Source organism: Hyphomicrobium sp. GJ21, assembly GCF_001006785.1.
In the GTDB taxonomy this organism is placed as follows: domain Bacteria; phylum Pseudomonadota; class Alphaproteobacteria; order Rhizobiales; family Hyphomicrobiaceae; genus Hyphomicrobium_B.
In genome coordinates this window covers 1,166,235-1,182,778 of sequence record NZ_CDHO01000003.1, presented here as the reverse complement: position 1 = coordinate 1,182,778, position 16,544 = coordinate 1,166,235, and the positions used below count along the sequence as shown (strand labels likewise).

Sequence of the window (16,544 nt, the reverse complement as noted above, 5' to 3'; positions counted from 1 at the left end):
GCATTGAGGACACTACGGCGAAATGAAAATTACGCGTCTCCGGATTCTCGGATTTAAATCGTTCGTCGATCCGACCGAGCTCGTCATCGAGCCCGGATTGACAGGCGTGGTCGGTCCGAACGGATGCGGAAAGTCGAACCTGCTCGAAGCGCTTCGCTGGGTGATGGGCGAGTCGTCGCATAAATCCATGCGCGCCGCGGCGATGGACGACGTGATTTTTTCGGGTTCCGGAGGACGTCCCGAGCGTCAGAGCGCCGAAGTCACGATGTTCCTCGACAACAGCGCGCGACGGGCGCCGGCCGAATTCAACGACAACGATACGATTGAAATCACGCGCCGCATCGAGCGCGAGGCGGGGTCCGCTTACCGTATCAACGGCCGCGAAGTTCGCGCTCGCGACGTCAAAGTTCTGTTCGAGGATGCGGCGACGGGCGCGCGCTCGCCCGCTCTCGTGCGACAAGGACAGATCGGCGAACTCGTCAACGCCAAGCCGGAGCATCGGCGGCGCATTCTTGAAGATGCGGCGGGCATCGCCGGTCTGCATACGCGCCGTCATGAAGCGGAACTGAGACTCAAGGCGGCTGAGGCGAACATCGAACGTCTGAGCGATGTCGTCGGACAACTGCAATCGCAATCGGATTCCTTGAAACGGCAAGCACGTCAGGCCCGCCGCTATAAGGAGATTTCGGGCGAAATCCGCCAGCAGGAAGCGCTGGCGATGCATCTGACCTGGCAGGATGCGCAGGCGAGTGTCGACCAGGACGAGGCGCAGCTCGCGCACGCCATGGCGCGTCTTGGAGCCGCGACGGAAGCGGAAGCGAAATCCTTCAACGAGGAACTTCGTCTCGCGGAAGGATTGCCGCCGCTTCGCGAAGCTGAAGCCGAGAAAGCCGCGGCGCTGGCGCGATTCAAAATCGAGCAGGAAAACCTGGAGCGCGAGGCGCAGCGTGCGGCCGATCGCGCGCGCGAACTCGATGCGCGCTTGAAACAGCTCGAAGCCGATCTCACGCGCGAATCCGGATTCATCCGAGAAGCGAAGGAAACGCTCGTTCATCTCGATGCCGATCTGACGGCCATTTCCGAAGCGGACGCCAAGGCGGTGGACGAGGAAGCAAGCGAGCGGAGCAATCTCGAAAAGGCGGAGGCGCGGCGCGTCGAAACGGACGCGCATTTCGCCGACATCACCCACCGCGCGGCGGAAGCGAGAGCGCGTCTCAGAAGCCTCGAGGAAGCGCTGCAAGAGCGCAAGGATCTCGTCACGAAAATCACGCGGCAGGTCGCGTCCTTCGATGCGCAGATCGCCGACATCACAGCCAAGGCGCCGGACCGGCAGCAGCTCGATGAGGTTTCCGAGCGCGGTCATGCGCTGTCGCGGGAAATCACCGACATCGAGGCGCAGACGGTCGCCGCGGAAGAGGCCGTGAAGACGACGCAGGCCGAGGCCAAGTCGCGGCGCGATGAAGCCCAGCGCGTCCGGCTCGCGGCGAATGCGTTCTCGACCGAGCGCGAGACGATCGCCAAGCTTCTGGCCGTTGCCGACGAAGGCGCGTATCCGCCCGCCGTCGATCAGATCCGCGTTTCGCCCGGATATGAAACTGCGCTCGGCGCGGCTCTCGGTGACGATCTCGAAGCGCCGCTGGCAACGGAAGCCAGCGTCCACTGGCGGCATCTCGATGTTCCGGCCGAAGAGCACGCGCTGCCTGCCGAAGCCGAGCCGATGGTGATGCACGTCCAAGCGCCGCAAGAGCTGACGCGCCGCCTACGTCAGATCGGTGTGGTGCACAGGTCCGCCGGGCCGCTGCTGCAGCCGCACTTGAAGCCCGGCCAGCGTCTCGTTTCGCTCGAAGGCGATCTCTGGCGTTGGGATGGCTTTGTCGCGGCTGCGGGTGGCGTGACGCCCGCCGCGCAGCGGCTCGCGCACAAGAACCGGCTGCTCGAACTCGATCGCAAGGCTCAGGCGGTTCTGAACGAAGCCAAGGATACGATCGAATCCGAGCGCGCTGCAGCCGACGCCGCACAAAAAGCCGAAGCGGACGAGCGGCGGCTGCGGCAGTTGTGGCGCGACAAGCAAAACGAACTCGCACAAGTCCGGCAGAAATTGACGTCGCTCGAAAAGCTTCAGCGCGAAAGCGAGACGCGGCTTGCGGCTGTCACCGCGCAACGGGCGCGTGCTGACGAAGACCTGACGAACGCGCAGGCGCGGCACGTCGAGATCGAGGCGCACATCGTCACGATGAGCGCGGGCGAAGATCTCGAACCGCTGCTCAAGACGGCTCAGACCGAAGCCGAGCAGGCGCGGCGCGAGGTCGCCGAAGCGCGCGTGCGTGTCGGAAGCATTGAGCGGGATCGTCAAATCCGAGCGGAACGCATTCGTCACGCCAACGCCGACATCGCGCGCTGGAAAGGCCGGCACGAGAGCGCCGAACAGCAGGTGCAGGCGCTCGAAGCACGGCTCACCGAAACGCGGGGCGAGATCGAAGCCAACGCCGATCTGCCCGCGCGCATCGCGGCTCAGCGCGAGACGCTGCTGTCGGCGCTTTCGCGCGCTGACGAAGATCGTAAATCCGCAGCAGACGCGCTTGCCACTGTCGAAGCTTCGTTGCGCGCGGCGACGGAAGGTTTGCGAGCGGCGCAGACGGAAGTCTCAAGCGCACGCGAAGCCAATGCCCGAATTGAAACGCGGCTCGAAAACGGGCGTCTGCGTCGGCAGGAGGCGGCCCGGCACATTCGCGAGACGTTCGAAGTCGCGCCGGAGGATTGCCTCGCACTTGCTGCGGTGTCCGAATTTTCGACCATTCCTTCGCTTGCGGAAGTCGAAAAGCAACTGACGCGGCTGAAGGCCGATCGCGAACGGCTCGGCGGCGTCAATCTGCAAGCGGATGATGACCTCGCCGAGGTCTCGAAACAGCTCGAAGGTCTTGGCGCGGAGAAGAACGATCTCGAGCAGGGGATTCAAAAGCTGCGCGGCGCCATCCAGCAGTTGAACAAGGAAGGCAAGGCGCGGCTCGACGAAGCCTTCGCGACCGTCAATGCGCACTTCGAGCGGCTGTTCACGCATTTGTTCGGCGGCGGCGAAGCGCGGCTCGAGATGATCGAGAGTCCGGAAGATCCGTTGGAGGGCGGCCTTGAGATCATCGCCAAGCCGCCAGGAAAGAAGCCCGCGACGCTGTCGTTGCTTTCGGGCGGCGAACAAACCCTGACGGCGCTATCACTCATCTTCGCGGTCTTCCTCACCAACCCGTCGCCGATCTGCGTCCTGGACGAGGTCGATGCACCGCTCGACGATGCCAACGTCGATCGTTTCTGCCGCCTGATGGAGCAGATGGCGAGCGAGACAGCCACGCGGTTCCTCGCGATCACGCATCACCCGATGACGATGGCGCGCATGAACCGGTTGTTCGGCGTCACAATGGCGGAAAAGGGCGTGTCGCAGCTCGTCTCGGTCGACCTTCAGACCGCACAGAGCTTCCGGGAAGCGGGTTAATCCCGGCTGTTGTGCACCGGTAAGGCGGAACCGCTATTCCCGGCCGGCGTTCTCCAATCTCACAGGAATGGAGGTCGCCCGTGGAAAGGCCGAAATATTCGCCGACGAAAGGCGAGGTTATCGAACCAACTGACGCGCGGCAGGCCAACCGAAAGACGATGAATTTTCGGGTTCTGCTGATTTCGACCGCATTGATCGTCGCAATATTTGCAGGGTTCGTGATCGTTTTCTTCAATAAGACCTCGAAGCCGATGGATGCGTCGAGCGGCCCGCAGCCGTCGACCAGCGAGCCCGCGACCGGGTCCCAAACGGCTCCGCGGCCCTAATCAGCAGCCGCTTTGCGTTTAGATTTTATCTAATGAACACGCGAAATATGTTATGCGTGTTCAGCGCGGGCGGGGACCTGCTACTTTCAGGCGACAAAGCCGATAGCTGCGCCGTTTCGCCGTACCTGCCGGGGCGGTCGTGCATTCCCATTTTCTTGACACCCCAATACCCCCTATCTATGGTCCGCGCCGTCGATCTCCCGTAGCGGCCGATTTTCCGCAATTTCTGGATGGTTTGAACCATGTCAGGCGATGGCAAGGGTCAGTCTCCGGGCAACGGCGAAATTAGCCCGGAAGACCGTGAAGCAATCCGCAAACGGTCCGAAGAACTTGGTCAAAAGCTCGACGCGCTAAAAACGCAGCGGGCCAAGGCCGAGCGGTCGGTCAAAAACGGAAGCCAGTCCGGTGATTTCGGGGCTGCTTTCAAATTTGCCGCCGAGTTGGTCGTCGGTGTTGTTGTCGGCGGCGCGCTCGGCTGGGCGCTCGACCAGCATCTTGGCACGGCGCCCTGGTTGATGATCGTTCTGGTCATCATGGGCTTCGCTGCAGGTCTTCTGAATGTTGTCCGCGCCGCCCAACAGGCGCAGGCAAAAAATGAGCCGCTGCAAAGAGCAGCGCCTTCGGTAAAAGACGACGACGAATGAGACGCAGGGGGTAGGAACTTGGCTGCCGAAGTTGCTGGAGAAGTTGCCCATCACGGTCCGATGGAGCAGTTCGAGATCCACCGGATCATCTCGCTCAATGTGTTCGGGCACGATGTCTCGTTCACGAACTCGTCGCTGATGATGATCATCGCGCTGTTCCTGGTCACGGCATTCATGGTCTTTGCGATGCGCTCGCGCTCGCTGATACCGTCTCGTGTGCAGTCTCTCGCAGAAATCACGTATGAATACGTCGCCGGCATCGTCAAAGAGAGCCTCGGCGAAGAGGGAATGAAGTACTTCCCTTGGATTTTCTCGATTTTCATCTTCATTCTCTTCCTCAATTTCATGAGCCTGTTGCCCGGCTCCTTCGCCGTCACCAGCCACATCATCGTCACGTTCGCGCTGGCCGCTATGGTGTGGATCACGGCGACGGTCATCGGTTTCTGGAAGCACGGAGCGGGCTATCTCCGGCTCTTCGTTCCGCACGGCGTGCCGCTCTGGCTGCTGGTCGTGATCGTGCCGATCGAGCTCATCTCGTATTTCATCCGCCCCATCAGCCATTCGGTGCGTCTGTTCGCAAACATGATGGCCGGCCACACCATGCTTGAAGTGTTCGCAGGCTTCGCGGTCATGCTGCCGTGGTGGGGCAAGATCGCTCCAGCGGGCTTCATGGTGGCTTTCACGGGCCTCGAGCTCCTGGTCGCGTTCCTGCAGGCTCTGATCTTCACGGTTCTGACCTGCATCTATCTGAACGACGCCATCAACATGCATCACTAACCGGATCGTCCTGATCCGGTGCGCACCTTCAAACTCAAGAGTTACAGCAAAGGGAGACTTTGAAATGGATCTTCAAGCAGCGAAGATGATCGGCGCGGGCCTCGCGTGCAGCGCTTTGATCGGCGCTGGCGTCGGTATCGGCAACATCTTCGGCAACTACCTGTCGGGCGCAATGCGTAACCCGTCGGCTGCTCCGGGACAGTTCACGAACCTTCTGATCGGCTTCGCTCTCGCCGAAGCAACGGGTCTGTTCGGCCTGCTGATCGCACTCATCATTCTCTACGGTTGAGACTGGGTACGGCACACTCAAACCGGAGGCTAACGATGTTTGCCGGCACCACCATGCTTTTTGCGGCCGCCGCCGAGGCGGCCGAGGGGGCCGCGAAGCACGAAGGGGGCGGGCTACCGCAGCTCAACCCCGAACACTTCACGGGTCAGCTCTTTTGGCTGGTTCTGACATTTGTCGCCCTGATGTTCGTCATGAGCAGGATTGCGCTGCCGCGCGTCGGCGACGTTCTGAATGAACGCCGTGACCGCATCAAGCGCGATCTCGAGTCCGCCGCACGCCTGAAGGACGAAACGGACGCTGCCCTCGCCAACTACGAAAAGGCGCTGGCGGATGCACGTTCCAACGCGTCGGGCATTGCCAAGGAAACCCGCGAAAAGCTCGCGGCGGAAACCGAGGCTGAGCGGCACCGGGTCGATGCTCAGATCGCCGTGAAGCTTCAGGACGCCGAAGCGCGTATTTCGACGACGAAGTCGAAGGCCGTGTCGGCGATCGGCGAAGTTGCGACGGAGACGGCGCGGGCGGTGGTTTCTAAGCTCATCGGGCACGATGTTTCGCCCGAGGACGTGAAGAAAGTGCTCCAGCCGGCACCGGCCGAGTAAGGATAAGCAATGTTAGATCCGAACAATCCACTTTTCTGGGTTCTGGTTGCCTTCCTGACATTCGTTGCGCTGGTGCTCTACTATCGTGTGCCCGCGCTGATCGGCAAAATGCTCGACGACCGCGCGGATGCAATCCGCAAGGAACTCGACGAAGCTCGCAAGCTTCGCGAAGACGCTCAGGCGCTTCTCGCAGACTATCAGCGGAAGGCACGCGAGGCGGAAAACGAAGCGCGCTCGATCATCGATCAGGCGAAACGCGAGGCCGAGGCTTTGGCCGTCGATGCCCGCAAGTCGCTTGCCGAAAGCCTCGAACGGCGCTCGAAGATTGCCGAAGAAAAGATCGCACGTGCGGAGACGCAGGCTCTGAGCGAAGTCCGCGCAACCGCAGTCGATACGGCAATTTCCGCAGCGCATGAGCTTTTGAAGACTCGCGCTGGCGGTTCGGTTGGCGATTCACTGATCACTCAGTCGATCAACGACCTTCGCGGCAAGCTGAACTAGGCGACGCCGCCCAATCTGACAGAAAAACAAAAGCCAGGCGTTTTGCCTGGCTTTTTTATTTGTCCGATGACTTGGCTGGGCTGTCGATCTCAGCCAGAGCCCGATGCACGGCTGTCGAACCCAATGACGAGTTCGAATTCACCCGGCCGCGATCCCTCGGGGATGGCGAAGCTGATCGTGTGCACGGCTGAGAAATAGCTGATCGGCTTATCGGCACCGATGTTGACGTCGATCTTCATCGTATCGGCTGCGACCCGGTCACGCTTTGAATTGTTGACGATGACCGCGACGGGCAGGGTCAAAGCACCGGCCTGGCCCTTCGGGCCAAGCAGAACGCGACCGGAAAAGCCGTATTTGACGACGACGCGGCCGGGCTCGACCTGGCATTCGCGCGCCGTCTTCGTGATTTCGCCTCGCTGCGTCACCGACATGGCGTCGCCGACGTGGCCCTGCTCGTAGAAGGTGATGTAGTTGTCGTGCGGCGCGATCCGCAGACGCGGGCAGCCGGCTTCGATTTCGCCGATGTTCGTGCTGCCGGTGGCGCTGGAGTCCGATGACTTGGCCGCATCGAGCAGCTGGTCTTCGGAAACGGTCGAGACCTGCGAACCTGATGATCCGCCGCCGAACATTCCGCCGCCGAGGCCCGACGTCAGCGACGACATTCCGCAGCCGCCGAGCGCGAGCGCCGAAAATCCGGTCACAACCAGTGCCGCCACGGAAACGGGCGTCATCCGGCTGCGTGCTAACCCCGCATCCCTGTCCCAAAGATGCTGCGGACTTGAGTTCTGCAACAATACCCCCTGAGGTTCCGAAGCGCGGCCCCTTGTATTGTCAAAAAAGGACCGTACCATCCGGCCAAGCCTGCATCCAACAGCATTTTCAGATGCGGCGGATGAGTATAAAGACCATCGTTCTTTCATGTCCGGCCTTAACCAATTGAAGTGATCGTGCCGAAGCCACCACTCAAAATCCTGCTCGCTGCGCCCCGCGGCTTCTGTGCCGGCGTTGATCGCGCCATCCAGATCGTGGAACAGGCTTTGACGAAATTCGGAGCCCCCGTCTACGTCCGACACGAAATCGTACACAACCGCTATGTTGTTGATTCCCTGAGAGCTAAAGGCGCCGTTTTTGTGAAGGAGCTGGATGAGATCCCGGATACGACTCAACCCGTGATTTTTTCGGCACACGGAGTGGCCAAGGCTATCCCGGAAAGGGCGAAAAACCGGAACATGTTCGTCGTCGACGCGACTTGTCCACTGGTATCGAAGGTTCACATGGAGGCGGCGCGGCACCACGAGCAGGGCCGCGAAATCATCCTCGTCGGCCATAACGGCCATCCGGAAGTGGTCGGGACGCTGGGGCAGCTGCCTGCGGGAGCCATCCATCTGGTCGAATCACCAGAAGACGCGCGCAGCTTTACGCCGCGCGATGCATCGAAGCTGGCCTATGTCACGCAGACAACGCTGTCGCTCGACGACACAGCGGAGATCGTCGCCGTGCTCAAGGAGCGCTTTCCCGAGATCGGCGGGCCGGTAAAGGAAGACATCTGCTACGCGACGACCAACCGGCAGAACGCGGTCAAGGCGATCGCGCCGAAAATCGACGGGCTGCTGGTGATCGGTGGTCCGAAAAGCTCGAATTCGCTGCGGCTGGTCGAAGTCGCCGCAAAGGCCGGTTGCAAGTTTTCGTATCTGGTCGAGCGCGCCAAGGATATTCCGTGGGGCGATCTTGAGCACGCGCACACGATCGGCATCACGGCCGGCGCATCGGCGCCAGAGGTCATCGTCGAAGAGGTCATCGAAGCCATTCGCGAACGCTACGACCTCGATATCGAAATCGTCACGACGCTCGAAGAGCGCGTTGTCTTCAACGTGCCACGGGAAGTCAGGGCGCCACGCGCCCCGGCCGAGCAGCATTAGACCTCCATCCGGCGTCAAGGACAGAAATGGCGGTCTATACCGAAATCAGCGACGACGAGCTCGCGCGCTTCATTCGTTCCTACGAGCTGGGCAGCCTGCTTTCGTGCAAGGGCATTGCCGAGGGCGTCGAGAATACCAACTATCTCGTGCATACGACGAAGGGTGCCTTCATCCTCACGCTTTACGAAAAGCGCGTCGACCCGAAGGATCTGCCGTTCTTTCTCGGGCTGATGGAGCATCTCTCGGCGCGGGGGGTGACGTGTCCGCTGCCGGTGCGCGACTCCGAGGGCCGCGTTCTGAACGAGCTTGCCGGGCGGCACGCCGCGCTCGTGACATTCCTCGAAGGCATGTGGCCGACGCATCCGAAAGTCGAGCACTGCCTGGAGCTTGGAAAAGCGCTCGCGCGCATGCACATCGCGGGCACAGGCTTCGCGTTGCATCGCGCTAACGCGCTCGGGCTTCCAGGATGGCGGCCGCTGTTCGAGAAGTTCTCGCCGCGTGCTGCGGAAATTCTGCCAGAGCTCAAAACGCTCATTGCCGACGAACTCGCATTCCTCGAAAAATCCTGGCCCGCCGATCTGCCGCAAGGCGTGATCCACGCCGACCTGTTTCCGGACAACGTCTTCTTCATCGACGATAAGCTTTCAGGGCTGATCGACTTCTATTTCGCCTGCGATGACGCGCTCGCCTACGACATTGCCGTGTCAATCAACGCATGGTGCTTCGAGCCGGATTGCGAGTTCAACGCCGGCAAGGGCCGGGCGCTGCTCGAAGGCTACAACAGCGTCAGGCCGTTGACGGACGCCGAGCGAGGGGCGTTTCCCACCCTCGCGCGGGGCGCCGCGATGCGGTTCCTGCTGACCCGTAGTTACGACTGGTTGAATACGCCGAAGGATGCGCTCGTCGCCCGCAAGGACCCGATCGATTATGTGCGCAGGCTGCGCTTTCACCAGACCGTCCGTTGCATCGAGGATTATGGCTTCGAGCTTGCCCGATGACCGCTGAGGCGCCCAAGATTCTGATTTATAGCGACGGCGCGTGCTCGGGGAATCCCGGCCCCGGCGGCTGGGGCGCCGTCCTCATTTCAGGAAAGCATCGCAAGGAAATCAGCGGCGGCGAGGTTCTGACGACCAACAACCGCATGGAGTTGCTGGCAGCGATCTCAGCGCTCGAAGCCTTGAAGAAGCGCAGCGAGGTCGCGCTCTATACCGACAGCGCGTACGTCAAGAACGGCATCACGGGCTGGGTTCACAGCTGGAAAAAGAACGGCTGGCGGACGGCGGACAAGAAGCCAGTCAAAAACGTAGAACTCTGGCAAGCGCTCGACGCATTGCGCAACAAGCACGACGTCGAGTGGCACTGGTTGAAAGGCCATGCCGGGCATCCGGAGAACGAGCGCGCCGATGAGCTGGCGCGCCTCGCCATGGCGCCGTTCAAGCTGGCGCCTCGGCCGTCCAATCCGGCCAAAACCTAAAGCGAGCGATCGATCATCGAACACAGGGTTTCCGCGCTCGATTTTTCAGCGACCGGCGGACTGTCCTCGACGTTCAAGACATTGACGACGCCGTCGTCGACCAGCATGGCATAGCGCTTCGAGCGCAGTCCGAGGCCGAAACCTGAAAGATCGATATCGAGGCCAATGGCCTTCGCGAAATCGCCGGAGCCGTCCGCCAGCATTTCGATCTTGCCCGCGGCGCCCGTATCTTTCGCCCAGTTGGTCAGCACGAAGATATCGTTGACTGCGGTGCAGGCGATCGCATCGATGCCCTTGGCTTTCAGTTCATCGACACGATTGACGAAGCCCGGCATGTGCTTGTTCGAGCATGTGGGCGTATAGGCACCCGGCACCGCGAACAGCGCGACTTTCTTTCCCGCAAAGACTTCGGCGACCGTCTTCGGCGTCGGCCCATCGGGCCCCATCACCGTGAACTTCGCGTCAGGCAGCTTGTCGCCAACGTTGATCATCGTGCGTTTCCTCATGTTTCGATTATCGCGATGCGCTCGCGGGGCGTTCGGTTACTTCAACGTGATCGTCGTTTCGGACTGGCCCTTGCCGTCGACCATCGTGACCGTGAGCGCCTTGCCCTTGAGGTCCTTGAGGTCGACATCGACCGATAGATCGACCTCGAACACAGCTTTGCCGGACGCGTTCGCCACGCGCTTGGGCAGCGGCACGTAAATGCCGCCCGGGGCGACGACGAAGGCATCGGCTTTATCGGGAGCCGACGTCTCAACATTCAGAACCAGCTTTGGCTTCTGCGCCAATGGGTCGAAGTGCCATGTGTCGAGCTTCGGATCGACGCCCGAGCGCGGGCTCGTCTGAGGAACGCGCGCCAATGTGTCGGTCAGTTCCGCCGACGCGCCGACGTTCGGAGGAATGACGACTTTTAAATCGGCTTGTGCGGGAATGCAGATATCCTTGCATAGGCCATATTCGACCTTGCCGCGAAGGACGACCGGCTTCGTGGCATCCTTCGGGACGACGCGCACCGGGAAGATGACGCCGCCCTTGTAGCCGACGGTATCGCCTGCCTTGTCGCTGAGCCTGTGAGGCGCGGGGTAGAGCACATCGGCCGACTGCAAGTTCTCGGATGCGTTCCAATCGAAGTCGGGCGGAACGCCACCGGCGTCGCCGGGCGCGCGCCAATAGGTTTTCCAGCCTTCCGGCATCGCAACTTCAACGCCGGCATAGAGCGCCGTCTGACCGTCGCGAACGGCTTGTCCGGCGACGAGACGCGCCTGGTTATCGAAACCCTTAACCCAATCCGACGACACGGGCGCGCCGGGTTCGCTACGCACCGTCGCCGCATTCAACGACAGACACGCGAAGGCCAAACCGATCGTCAGTCGCATATTTCCGCTCACAAGCGTCACCTTTTGCGGCAAGCGGCCTGAACGTCGGCCCCTTGTCCTTTTCACTATACGGCTCAAAAGCCTGCGCCGTAACATAGGTAGTCATTTTATTGCGTTTCAACCATCTTCACGTCGCCATGCTTCCGGATTAGTCTGGCTGTCATGAAGTCCGTGCGCCAGAGGGGCCTCATAGAAGGCTCCGACATCAAGCTTGAGGGACAACTCCTCATTGCCATGCCGGCGATGTCTGACCGCCGGTTCCAGCGCTCGGTCATTTACATGTGCGCGCATTCGTCCGAAGGCGCGATGGGTCTGGTGATCAACCAGCGCGCCAATCATATCACCGCTCCCGATCTGCTCGAGAAGCTCGGCATCTCTCCGCGCAGCCCTGATGACGAAATCACGAGCGAGGTCTTGTCGCTTTCCATTCAGGTCGGCGGACCGGTCGAGACGGGGCGCGGATTTGTGCTGCACAGCTCGGATTATTTTTCGGAAGATTCGACGCTGGCGATCGAGAACGATGTCTGCCTGACGGCAACGATCGATATTCTGAAGGCGATTGCGCAAGGGCATGGTCCGGCGCGCGCCCTTCTTGCGCTTGGTTACGCGGGTTGGTCGCCCGGCCAGCTCGAAAACGAGATCCAAGCCAACGGCTGGCTGCATTGTCCGGCCGATCCCGATCTGATTTTCGACGATGATCTCGACAACAAATATTCGCGCGCGCTCGCGAAAATCGGGATCGATCTCTCGCATCTCGTCAGTGACGCGGGACACGCCTGAGCACGGCTCGTCGGCGCATTTCTTCGACCCGTCTTCTATCCCTTCGACGCGATCTTCTGTTCGGTTCTCGGCGCGCCGTTCTCCGGCTCACCCGAGGCGGGCGCATTACCTGCGAGCCGCGCGAGACTTGCCGCGATCGAGGGCGGCAGCGTCGAGAAATCCGGTTGCGACGGCGTCACGTTAACTGGCGGCGGTGGCGGCGGCGCTTCATTGCGTCGAGGCTGTGGCTCGCCCTGTTGCACGGGAGGCGTTCCGTTTGCCGGTGGACGTTGCTGCGCGGGTCGTCCAGTCGTCGGATCGGACGCCGCTGCGCGCGCCAATGCTTCCGACAAAGGCGCCAGGATCGCCTGTCGCGGTTGCGCTGCCGGGGCCGGTTCGGCAGCCGGACGGAACGACGGAGCGCCGGGCGCGGCGTGCCCGTTTGCCGGGGCGCGCGGGTTTTGCGGCGGCGCCGATCTGCGTTCCATGGTTTGCAGGAGTTCAGGCGGCAGCGAGGGCGCTGCGGCGGGCGGCAATGCCGGCCCGGAAGCGGCAACTGCCACACGGAGCGCATCGGCCGGTTTCTTCGACGGCATGCCCGGCGCGCCGGGTGCGCCGCCGTTTGCGGCGGGGTTCGGACTTGCGCCGTTCGCCACGGCCTTGGGGTCGGGTTTGTGCCGGTGACGCACGACCGATCCTGCCGGAAGCGCCGCAGCCTTGGCCGCACCCTGGGGCGGCGCGGTCGTCGTCTTCGCCTCGCCGTTGGCGACGGATTTTGCAATCGCTGCCGCCGGGCGCGCCGCTTGTGCGACGACCTTCTTCGCCGCGCTCTTGAACTTCGGGCGGAAGAAGCCGCGCGGCTGCATCTTGCGTTCGGAGCGGCGCACCATCTTCAAGAGCTGCGCGACCGCGCGCTCCGGAATGGGTTCGCCGAAGTGATATCCCTGCGCGTATTCGCAACCGATCGAGCGCAAGAACGTCGCTTCGTCCGCACGCTCGACGCCTTCGGCGACGACGGTCTTCGAAAGCTCGTGCGCGAGCGCCACCATCGATCGCATGATCGCAGCGCCGTTCGCGGTGCCACTGCCGCGCACCAGTCCGCGACAGACCTTGATCGTGTCGAACGGGAAGCGGTTCAAATAGGCGAGCGATGAATAGCCGGTGCCGAATTCATCCAACGAGAGTTCCGCGCCTGAGCCGCGCAGCACCTTCAGCACTTCGATGGCCTGCTCCGGATTGCCCATCAAAAGATTTTCGGCGATCTCTAGACGCAACGTGCCCGGCGGGACGATGTTGCGGCCGAGGATGTGGCGAATCTCCTGGATCGATTCCGGCTTGAAGATGTGCGGGCTCGATATGTTGACGGTGACGAACAACGGCCGTTCAGGACGCGGCAGTTCGGCCAACCAGCGCGAGGCGTCTTTCGCGGCCCGCAGCAGCAGGTATGCGCTGACCTTGACCATCGCGGCCGGCTCGTTGGCCTCATCGATGACCGACGCCGGATTGACGAGGCCGAGTTTCGGATGCTCCCAGCGCGCGAAAGCTTCGAAGCCCGCAAGCTCTTTCGTCGGCAGATAAACGATCGGCTGGTAGACGACCTTCAGCTGACCCTTCTCGATCGCCTTGGCAAGTTCGGCGCCGATGTTCGAGTCGCGGTCGCGGCGCATGGAGGCGTCGAAGACTTCGATGCGATCGGCACCGCTGCGCTTGGCGCGATACATCGCAAGCTCGGCATCCTTCAGCAGATCGCCTTCGGCAGATTGATTTTCGTCCCATGCGGCGACGCCGATAGAGCCCGTCAGGATGACTTCCTGGTTGGCGAACGGGATCGGCGCACGCAGCGAACGGCGGACGCGTTCCGCAAGCGCGGGAAGATTACGCGCTTCCCGTTCGCCGACGAACAGCATCGCGAACTGGTCGCCGCCGACGCGCGCGACGGTGTCGTGCGGCCCGAGGTGGCGCTGCAGGCGGCGCGCGACGGTTAGAAGTAGGCTGTCGCCGCGAACGAGACCGAACGAGGAATTGATGCTCTTGAACTTGTCGAGGTCGATGAAGATCACGGCGGGGCGAACGCCGCCATCGGTCTTGGCGCGGCTGACGACGCCCTTCAGGCGATCGAGAAACAGTTCTCGATTGGGAAGGCCCGTGAGACTGCAATTGACTGCGTCGTGGAGAAGACGCTCGTGGGCGCGCTTCATGTCGGACACGTCGCGCAGCAGGCCGACGCAGCGAAGCGTCCGGCCGTCGGAATTCGGGACGCTCGCGGCCTCGAGTTCAAACCAGCGCCAGCTGTTGTCGGAATGGCGGAGGCGGAAGTCCGTTCTGATACGGACGCCCGATCGTTCCTGCGCCGACATCATCATGACGCGGAAGCGCTCTTTGTCGGTCGGGTGGACGTGGCGCAGAAAATCCTCGACCTTGGTCGAGAGTTCGCCGGGCATCAGCGACAGCGCGATTTCGACTTCGGGGCTGACCTTGATCTCATCGCGGCGGATGTTCCATTCCCAAACCGTCGAACCGGACGCGGCCAGCGCGAGAGAGCGGCCCTGAAGTTCGGTCGGCGCTCCAGCGTAGGCCGCATCGGAAGACCGGAAGGCATACTGCGTAACCGTGAAGCCCATCAGGATCACGACCAGCACGAGGCCGGCGATCAGGCTCGAGACGACGACGTCGCCCGACATGCGTCCGCTGAGCGTCATTCCGGTCGCGAAGATCCAGACGAGCAGCAGCAGCCATGTCGGTACGAGCGACAGCGCGCGATCCTGGCCTTTGAACGCGAGGAAGAGCGTGAACAGTCCGCCGACGCCGCCGATCATCAGGAACGACATGCGCGCGAACGTTGCGGCCAAACGCGGATCGATAACGGCGACGGCGATGAGAGTCAGCTGCGCCACCATCCACACGCCGATCATCATGCGCACCATTCCGTGCCAGAGTCCGAGGCGCAGGAAAGTCGACAGGAAGATCACGAAGCTCGACGCCATCGCGGCTTCGCCGGCGGCGCGATAGACGGCGTTGTCCTCAGGGCGCAGGTTGAACAGCTTGTGGAAGAAACCGAAGTCGACGCACAGGTAGCTCAGCACCGTCCAGGAAACGAGGGCAGCTGCGGGGAAGATCAGCTTGTGATTGGCGGCGAAAATCGCGGTCAGGAAGATCGCGAGCAGGCCGGTCAGGCCAAGCATGGCGCCGTTGAAGAGCTGGCGGTCGCGGCTTTTGATTTCGTAGTCGATCGGCTTCCAAAGATAGAGCCGCGAGAAGTGCTCGCCCGCAAGCTCGGCAACGTAGGTGATCGTCTGGCCGGGCTCGAGCGTGATGCGGAACACGTCCGCCTTGTCGCTCTTGATGCGCTCCGGCACGAAGCCGACCGACGGCGTGACGCTTTCGATGCGCCGCGCGTCGAGATCCGGCCAGACCGTTCCCGATCCGACGATGGAATAGCGGTCGGCTGCGAGCAGGCGTTCGAGCGACTTATCAGTCTTGTTGGTGAGCGCGAACACCATCCAGTTGGGACTGGTGCCCGGCACCGAGGCGCGAACCGTCATGCGGCCCGACACGCCGTCCTGCCCGGCGGAGGTTTCGACTTGCAGGCTATCGCCGCGGCCTTCGTAGGCTTCGCCGAGATTGGTGATTTCAACGCGGTCCTGGTCGTCCTGGACCGGGATCGGGGTCAGAGCGGCGGCGTGCCCGGCGAGGCCGAGCATCCAAAGCATTGCGACGGCCAGCACCGCGAGCCGTGACAATCCCGAATTTTTGTTCCCCCGTCCCCCCTGGATCATCAGGTCCCTCCGCCCTGTGGAACCTCGGACAGAGGCGCACCAGCGACGCGCGCATAAAGGATGTGGTCTTCCCAGCGCCCGTTGATCTTCAAGTATGACCGGGCGATGCCTTCGCGTTCAAAGCCGCATACTTCGAGGACGCGAATGGAGGCGGCGTTGTTCAGCATCGATGCAGCTTCGATGCGGTGCAGGCGAAGCGTTCCGAATGCGACGGGCAACAGCGTCGATACGGCTTCGCGCATGTAGCCGCGCCCCGCATACGTCACGCCCATCCAGTAGCCGAGAGATGCCGTCTGCGCCGAGCCGCGCCGCACGTTCGACAGCGTCGTGCCGCCAACGAGCGCGCCGGACGACGTATCGAAAATGAAATACGGATACGAGGAATCCTCGCGCACGTCCTTGGCGTAGGCGCGCAGGCGGCGGCGATACATGCCGTGAGAGAGATCGTCGTGCGCCCAGGTCGGCTCCCAGGGCGTCAGATGGCTGCGGCTCCGCGCCCTCAGCTCCGCCCATTCCGCATAGTCTCCGGCCGCCGGCTGCCGCAATAACACCGCGCGGCCGCGAATGACCTCGAAATCTTCTTCCGGACGGGTTGTGCGGAGAAAAGCCACGGCGTT

At 62.2% G+C, this 16,544-nt stretch carries 16 protein-coding genes; 11 read left to right on the top strand and 5 right to left on the bottom strand.

The features are described 5' to 3' along the window. Positions 1 to 22 precede the first annotated feature (22 nt). The 7 genes from smc (at position 23) to HYPGJ_RS13890 (ending at position 6,620) form a co-directional block, all read left to right on the top strand. Positions 23 to 3,484 carry a chromosome segregation protein SMC gene (smc, locus tag HYPGJ_RS13925; RefSeq protein WP_046847679.1) on the top strand — a complete coding sequence of 1,154 codons (3,462 nt, stop codon included), beginning with the start codon at positions 23 to 25 and terminating at the stop codon, positions 3,482 to 3,484. A gap of 80 nt (positions 3,485 to 3,564) precedes the next feature. Then, positions 3,565 to 3,810 carry a hypothetical protein gene (locus HYPGJ_RS13920; protein WP_046847678.1) on the top strand — a complete coding sequence of 82 codons (246 nt, stop codon included), beginning with the start codon at positions 3,565 to 3,567 and terminating at the stop codon, positions 3,808 to 3,810. A 242-nt stretch (positions 3,811 to 4,052) separates the two neighbouring features. Further along, entirely contained in the window at positions 4,053 to 4,454 is a 402-nt protein-coding gene (locus HYPGJ_RS13910) for an AtpZ/AtpI family protein (RefSeq protein WP_046847676.1), read from the top strand. A gap of 60 nt (positions 4,455 to 4,514) precedes the next feature. After that, on the top strand, positions 4,515 to 5,231 hold the full coding sequence (locus HYPGJ_RS13905) for a F0F1 ATP synthase subunit A (RefSeq protein ID WP_200185764.1): 717 nt from the start codon (positions 4,515 to 4,517) through the stop codon (positions 5,229 to 5,231). A gap of 64 nt (positions 5,232 to 5,295) precedes the next feature. Then, the gene (locus HYPGJ_RS13900) at positions 5,296 to 5,520 is read left to right on the top strand and encodes a F0F1 ATP synthase subunit C (RefSeq protein WP_013216842.1); all 225 of its coding nucleotides are present in this window, start codon (positions 5,296 to 5,298) and stop codon (positions 5,518 to 5,520) included. A 35-nt stretch (positions 5,521 to 5,555) separates the two neighbouring features. Next, entirely contained in the window at positions 5,556 to 6,119 is a 564-nt protein-coding gene (locus HYPGJ_RS13895; RefSeq protein WP_046847674.1) for an ATP synthase subunit B, read from the top strand. Between the two features lie 9 nt (positions 6,120 to 6,128). After that, entirely contained in the window at positions 6,129 to 6,620 is a 492-nt protein-coding gene (locus HYPGJ_RS13890) for an ATP synthase subunit B (protein WP_046847673.1), read from the top strand. An 89-nt stretch (positions 6,621 to 6,709) separates the two neighbouring features. Here HYPGJ_RS13890 and HYPGJ_RS13885 read toward each other — a convergent pair whose 3' ends face one another. Further along, complete coding sequence (locus HYPGJ_RS13885) at positions 6,710 to 7,336, bottom strand: hypothetical protein (protein ID WP_244466153.1); 627 nt, start codon at positions 7,334 to 7,336, stop codon at positions 6,710 to 6,712. Positions 7,337 to 7,561: 225 nt separating this feature from the next. Here HYPGJ_RS13885 and ispH point away from each other — a divergent pair, with 225 nt between their 5' ends. The 3 genes from ispH to rnhA are packed head-to-tail and all read left to right on the top strand — an operon-like array spanning position 7,562 to position 10,013. Further along, entirely contained in the window at positions 7,562 to 8,539 is a 978-nt protein-coding gene (gene ispH / locus HYPGJ_RS13880; protein WP_046847672.1) for a 4-hydroxy-3-methylbut-2-enyl diphosphate reductase, read from the top strand. 26 nt (positions 8,540 to 8,565) lie between these two features. Beyond that, the gene (locus HYPGJ_RS13875; protein ID WP_046847671.1) at positions 8,566 to 9,537 is read left to right on the top strand and encodes a homoserine kinase; all 972 of its coding nucleotides are present in this window, start codon (positions 8,566 to 8,568) and stop codon (positions 9,535 to 9,537) included. After that, positions 9,534 to 10,013, top strand: a complete 480-nt coding sequence (gene rnhA / locus HYPGJ_RS13870) for a ribonuclease HI (RefSeq protein ID WP_046847670.1) — start codon at positions 9,534 to 9,536, stop codon at positions 10,011 to 10,013. The genes HYPGJ_RS13875 and rnhA overlap by 4 nt, the downstream gene beginning before the upstream one ends. Here rnhA and HYPGJ_RS13865 read toward each other — a convergent pair. Continuing rightward, positions 10,010 to 10,504 (bottom strand): peroxiredoxin, encoded by a 495-nt coding sequence (locus HYPGJ_RS13865; RefSeq protein WP_046847669.1) that lies wholly within the window; start codon positions 10,502 to 10,504, stop codon positions 10,010 to 10,012. The two genes, rnhA and HYPGJ_RS13865, sit on opposite strands and share 4 nt — an antisense overlap. A gap of 51 nt (positions 10,505 to 10,555) precedes the next feature. Further along, entirely contained in the window at positions 10,556 to 11,392 is an 837-nt protein-coding gene (locus HYPGJ_RS13860) for a protein-disulfide reductase DsbD domain-containing protein (protein ID WP_052750911.1), read from the bottom strand. A gap of 162 nt (positions 11,393 to 11,554) precedes the next feature. Between HYPGJ_RS13860 and HYPGJ_RS13855 the strand changes: the two genes are divergently transcribed. After that, the gene (locus HYPGJ_RS13855) at positions 11,555 to 12,172 is read left to right on the top strand and encodes a YqgE/AlgH family protein (protein WP_046847668.1); all 618 of its coding nucleotides are present in this window, start codon (positions 11,555 to 11,557) and stop codon (positions 12,170 to 12,172) included. A gap of 35 nt (positions 12,173 to 12,207) precedes the next feature. Here the strand turns inward: HYPGJ_RS13855 and HYPGJ_RS13850 are convergent, their stop codons facing one another. Continuing rightward, positions 12,208 to 15,927, bottom strand: a complete 3,720-nt coding sequence (locus HYPGJ_RS13850) for an EAL domain-containing protein (protein WP_046847667.1) — start codon at positions 15,925 to 15,927, stop codon at positions 12,208 to 12,210. Further along, positions 15,927 to 16,538, bottom strand: coding sequence for a GNAT family protein (locus HYPGJ_RS13845; protein ID WP_046847666.1), 612 nt, complete (start codon positions 16,536 to 16,538; stop codon positions 15,927 to 15,929). Before HYPGJ_RS13845 ends, HYPGJ_RS13850 begins: the two co-directional genes overlap by 1 nt. Between the last annotated feature and the right edge of the window lie 6 nt (positions 16,539 to 16,544).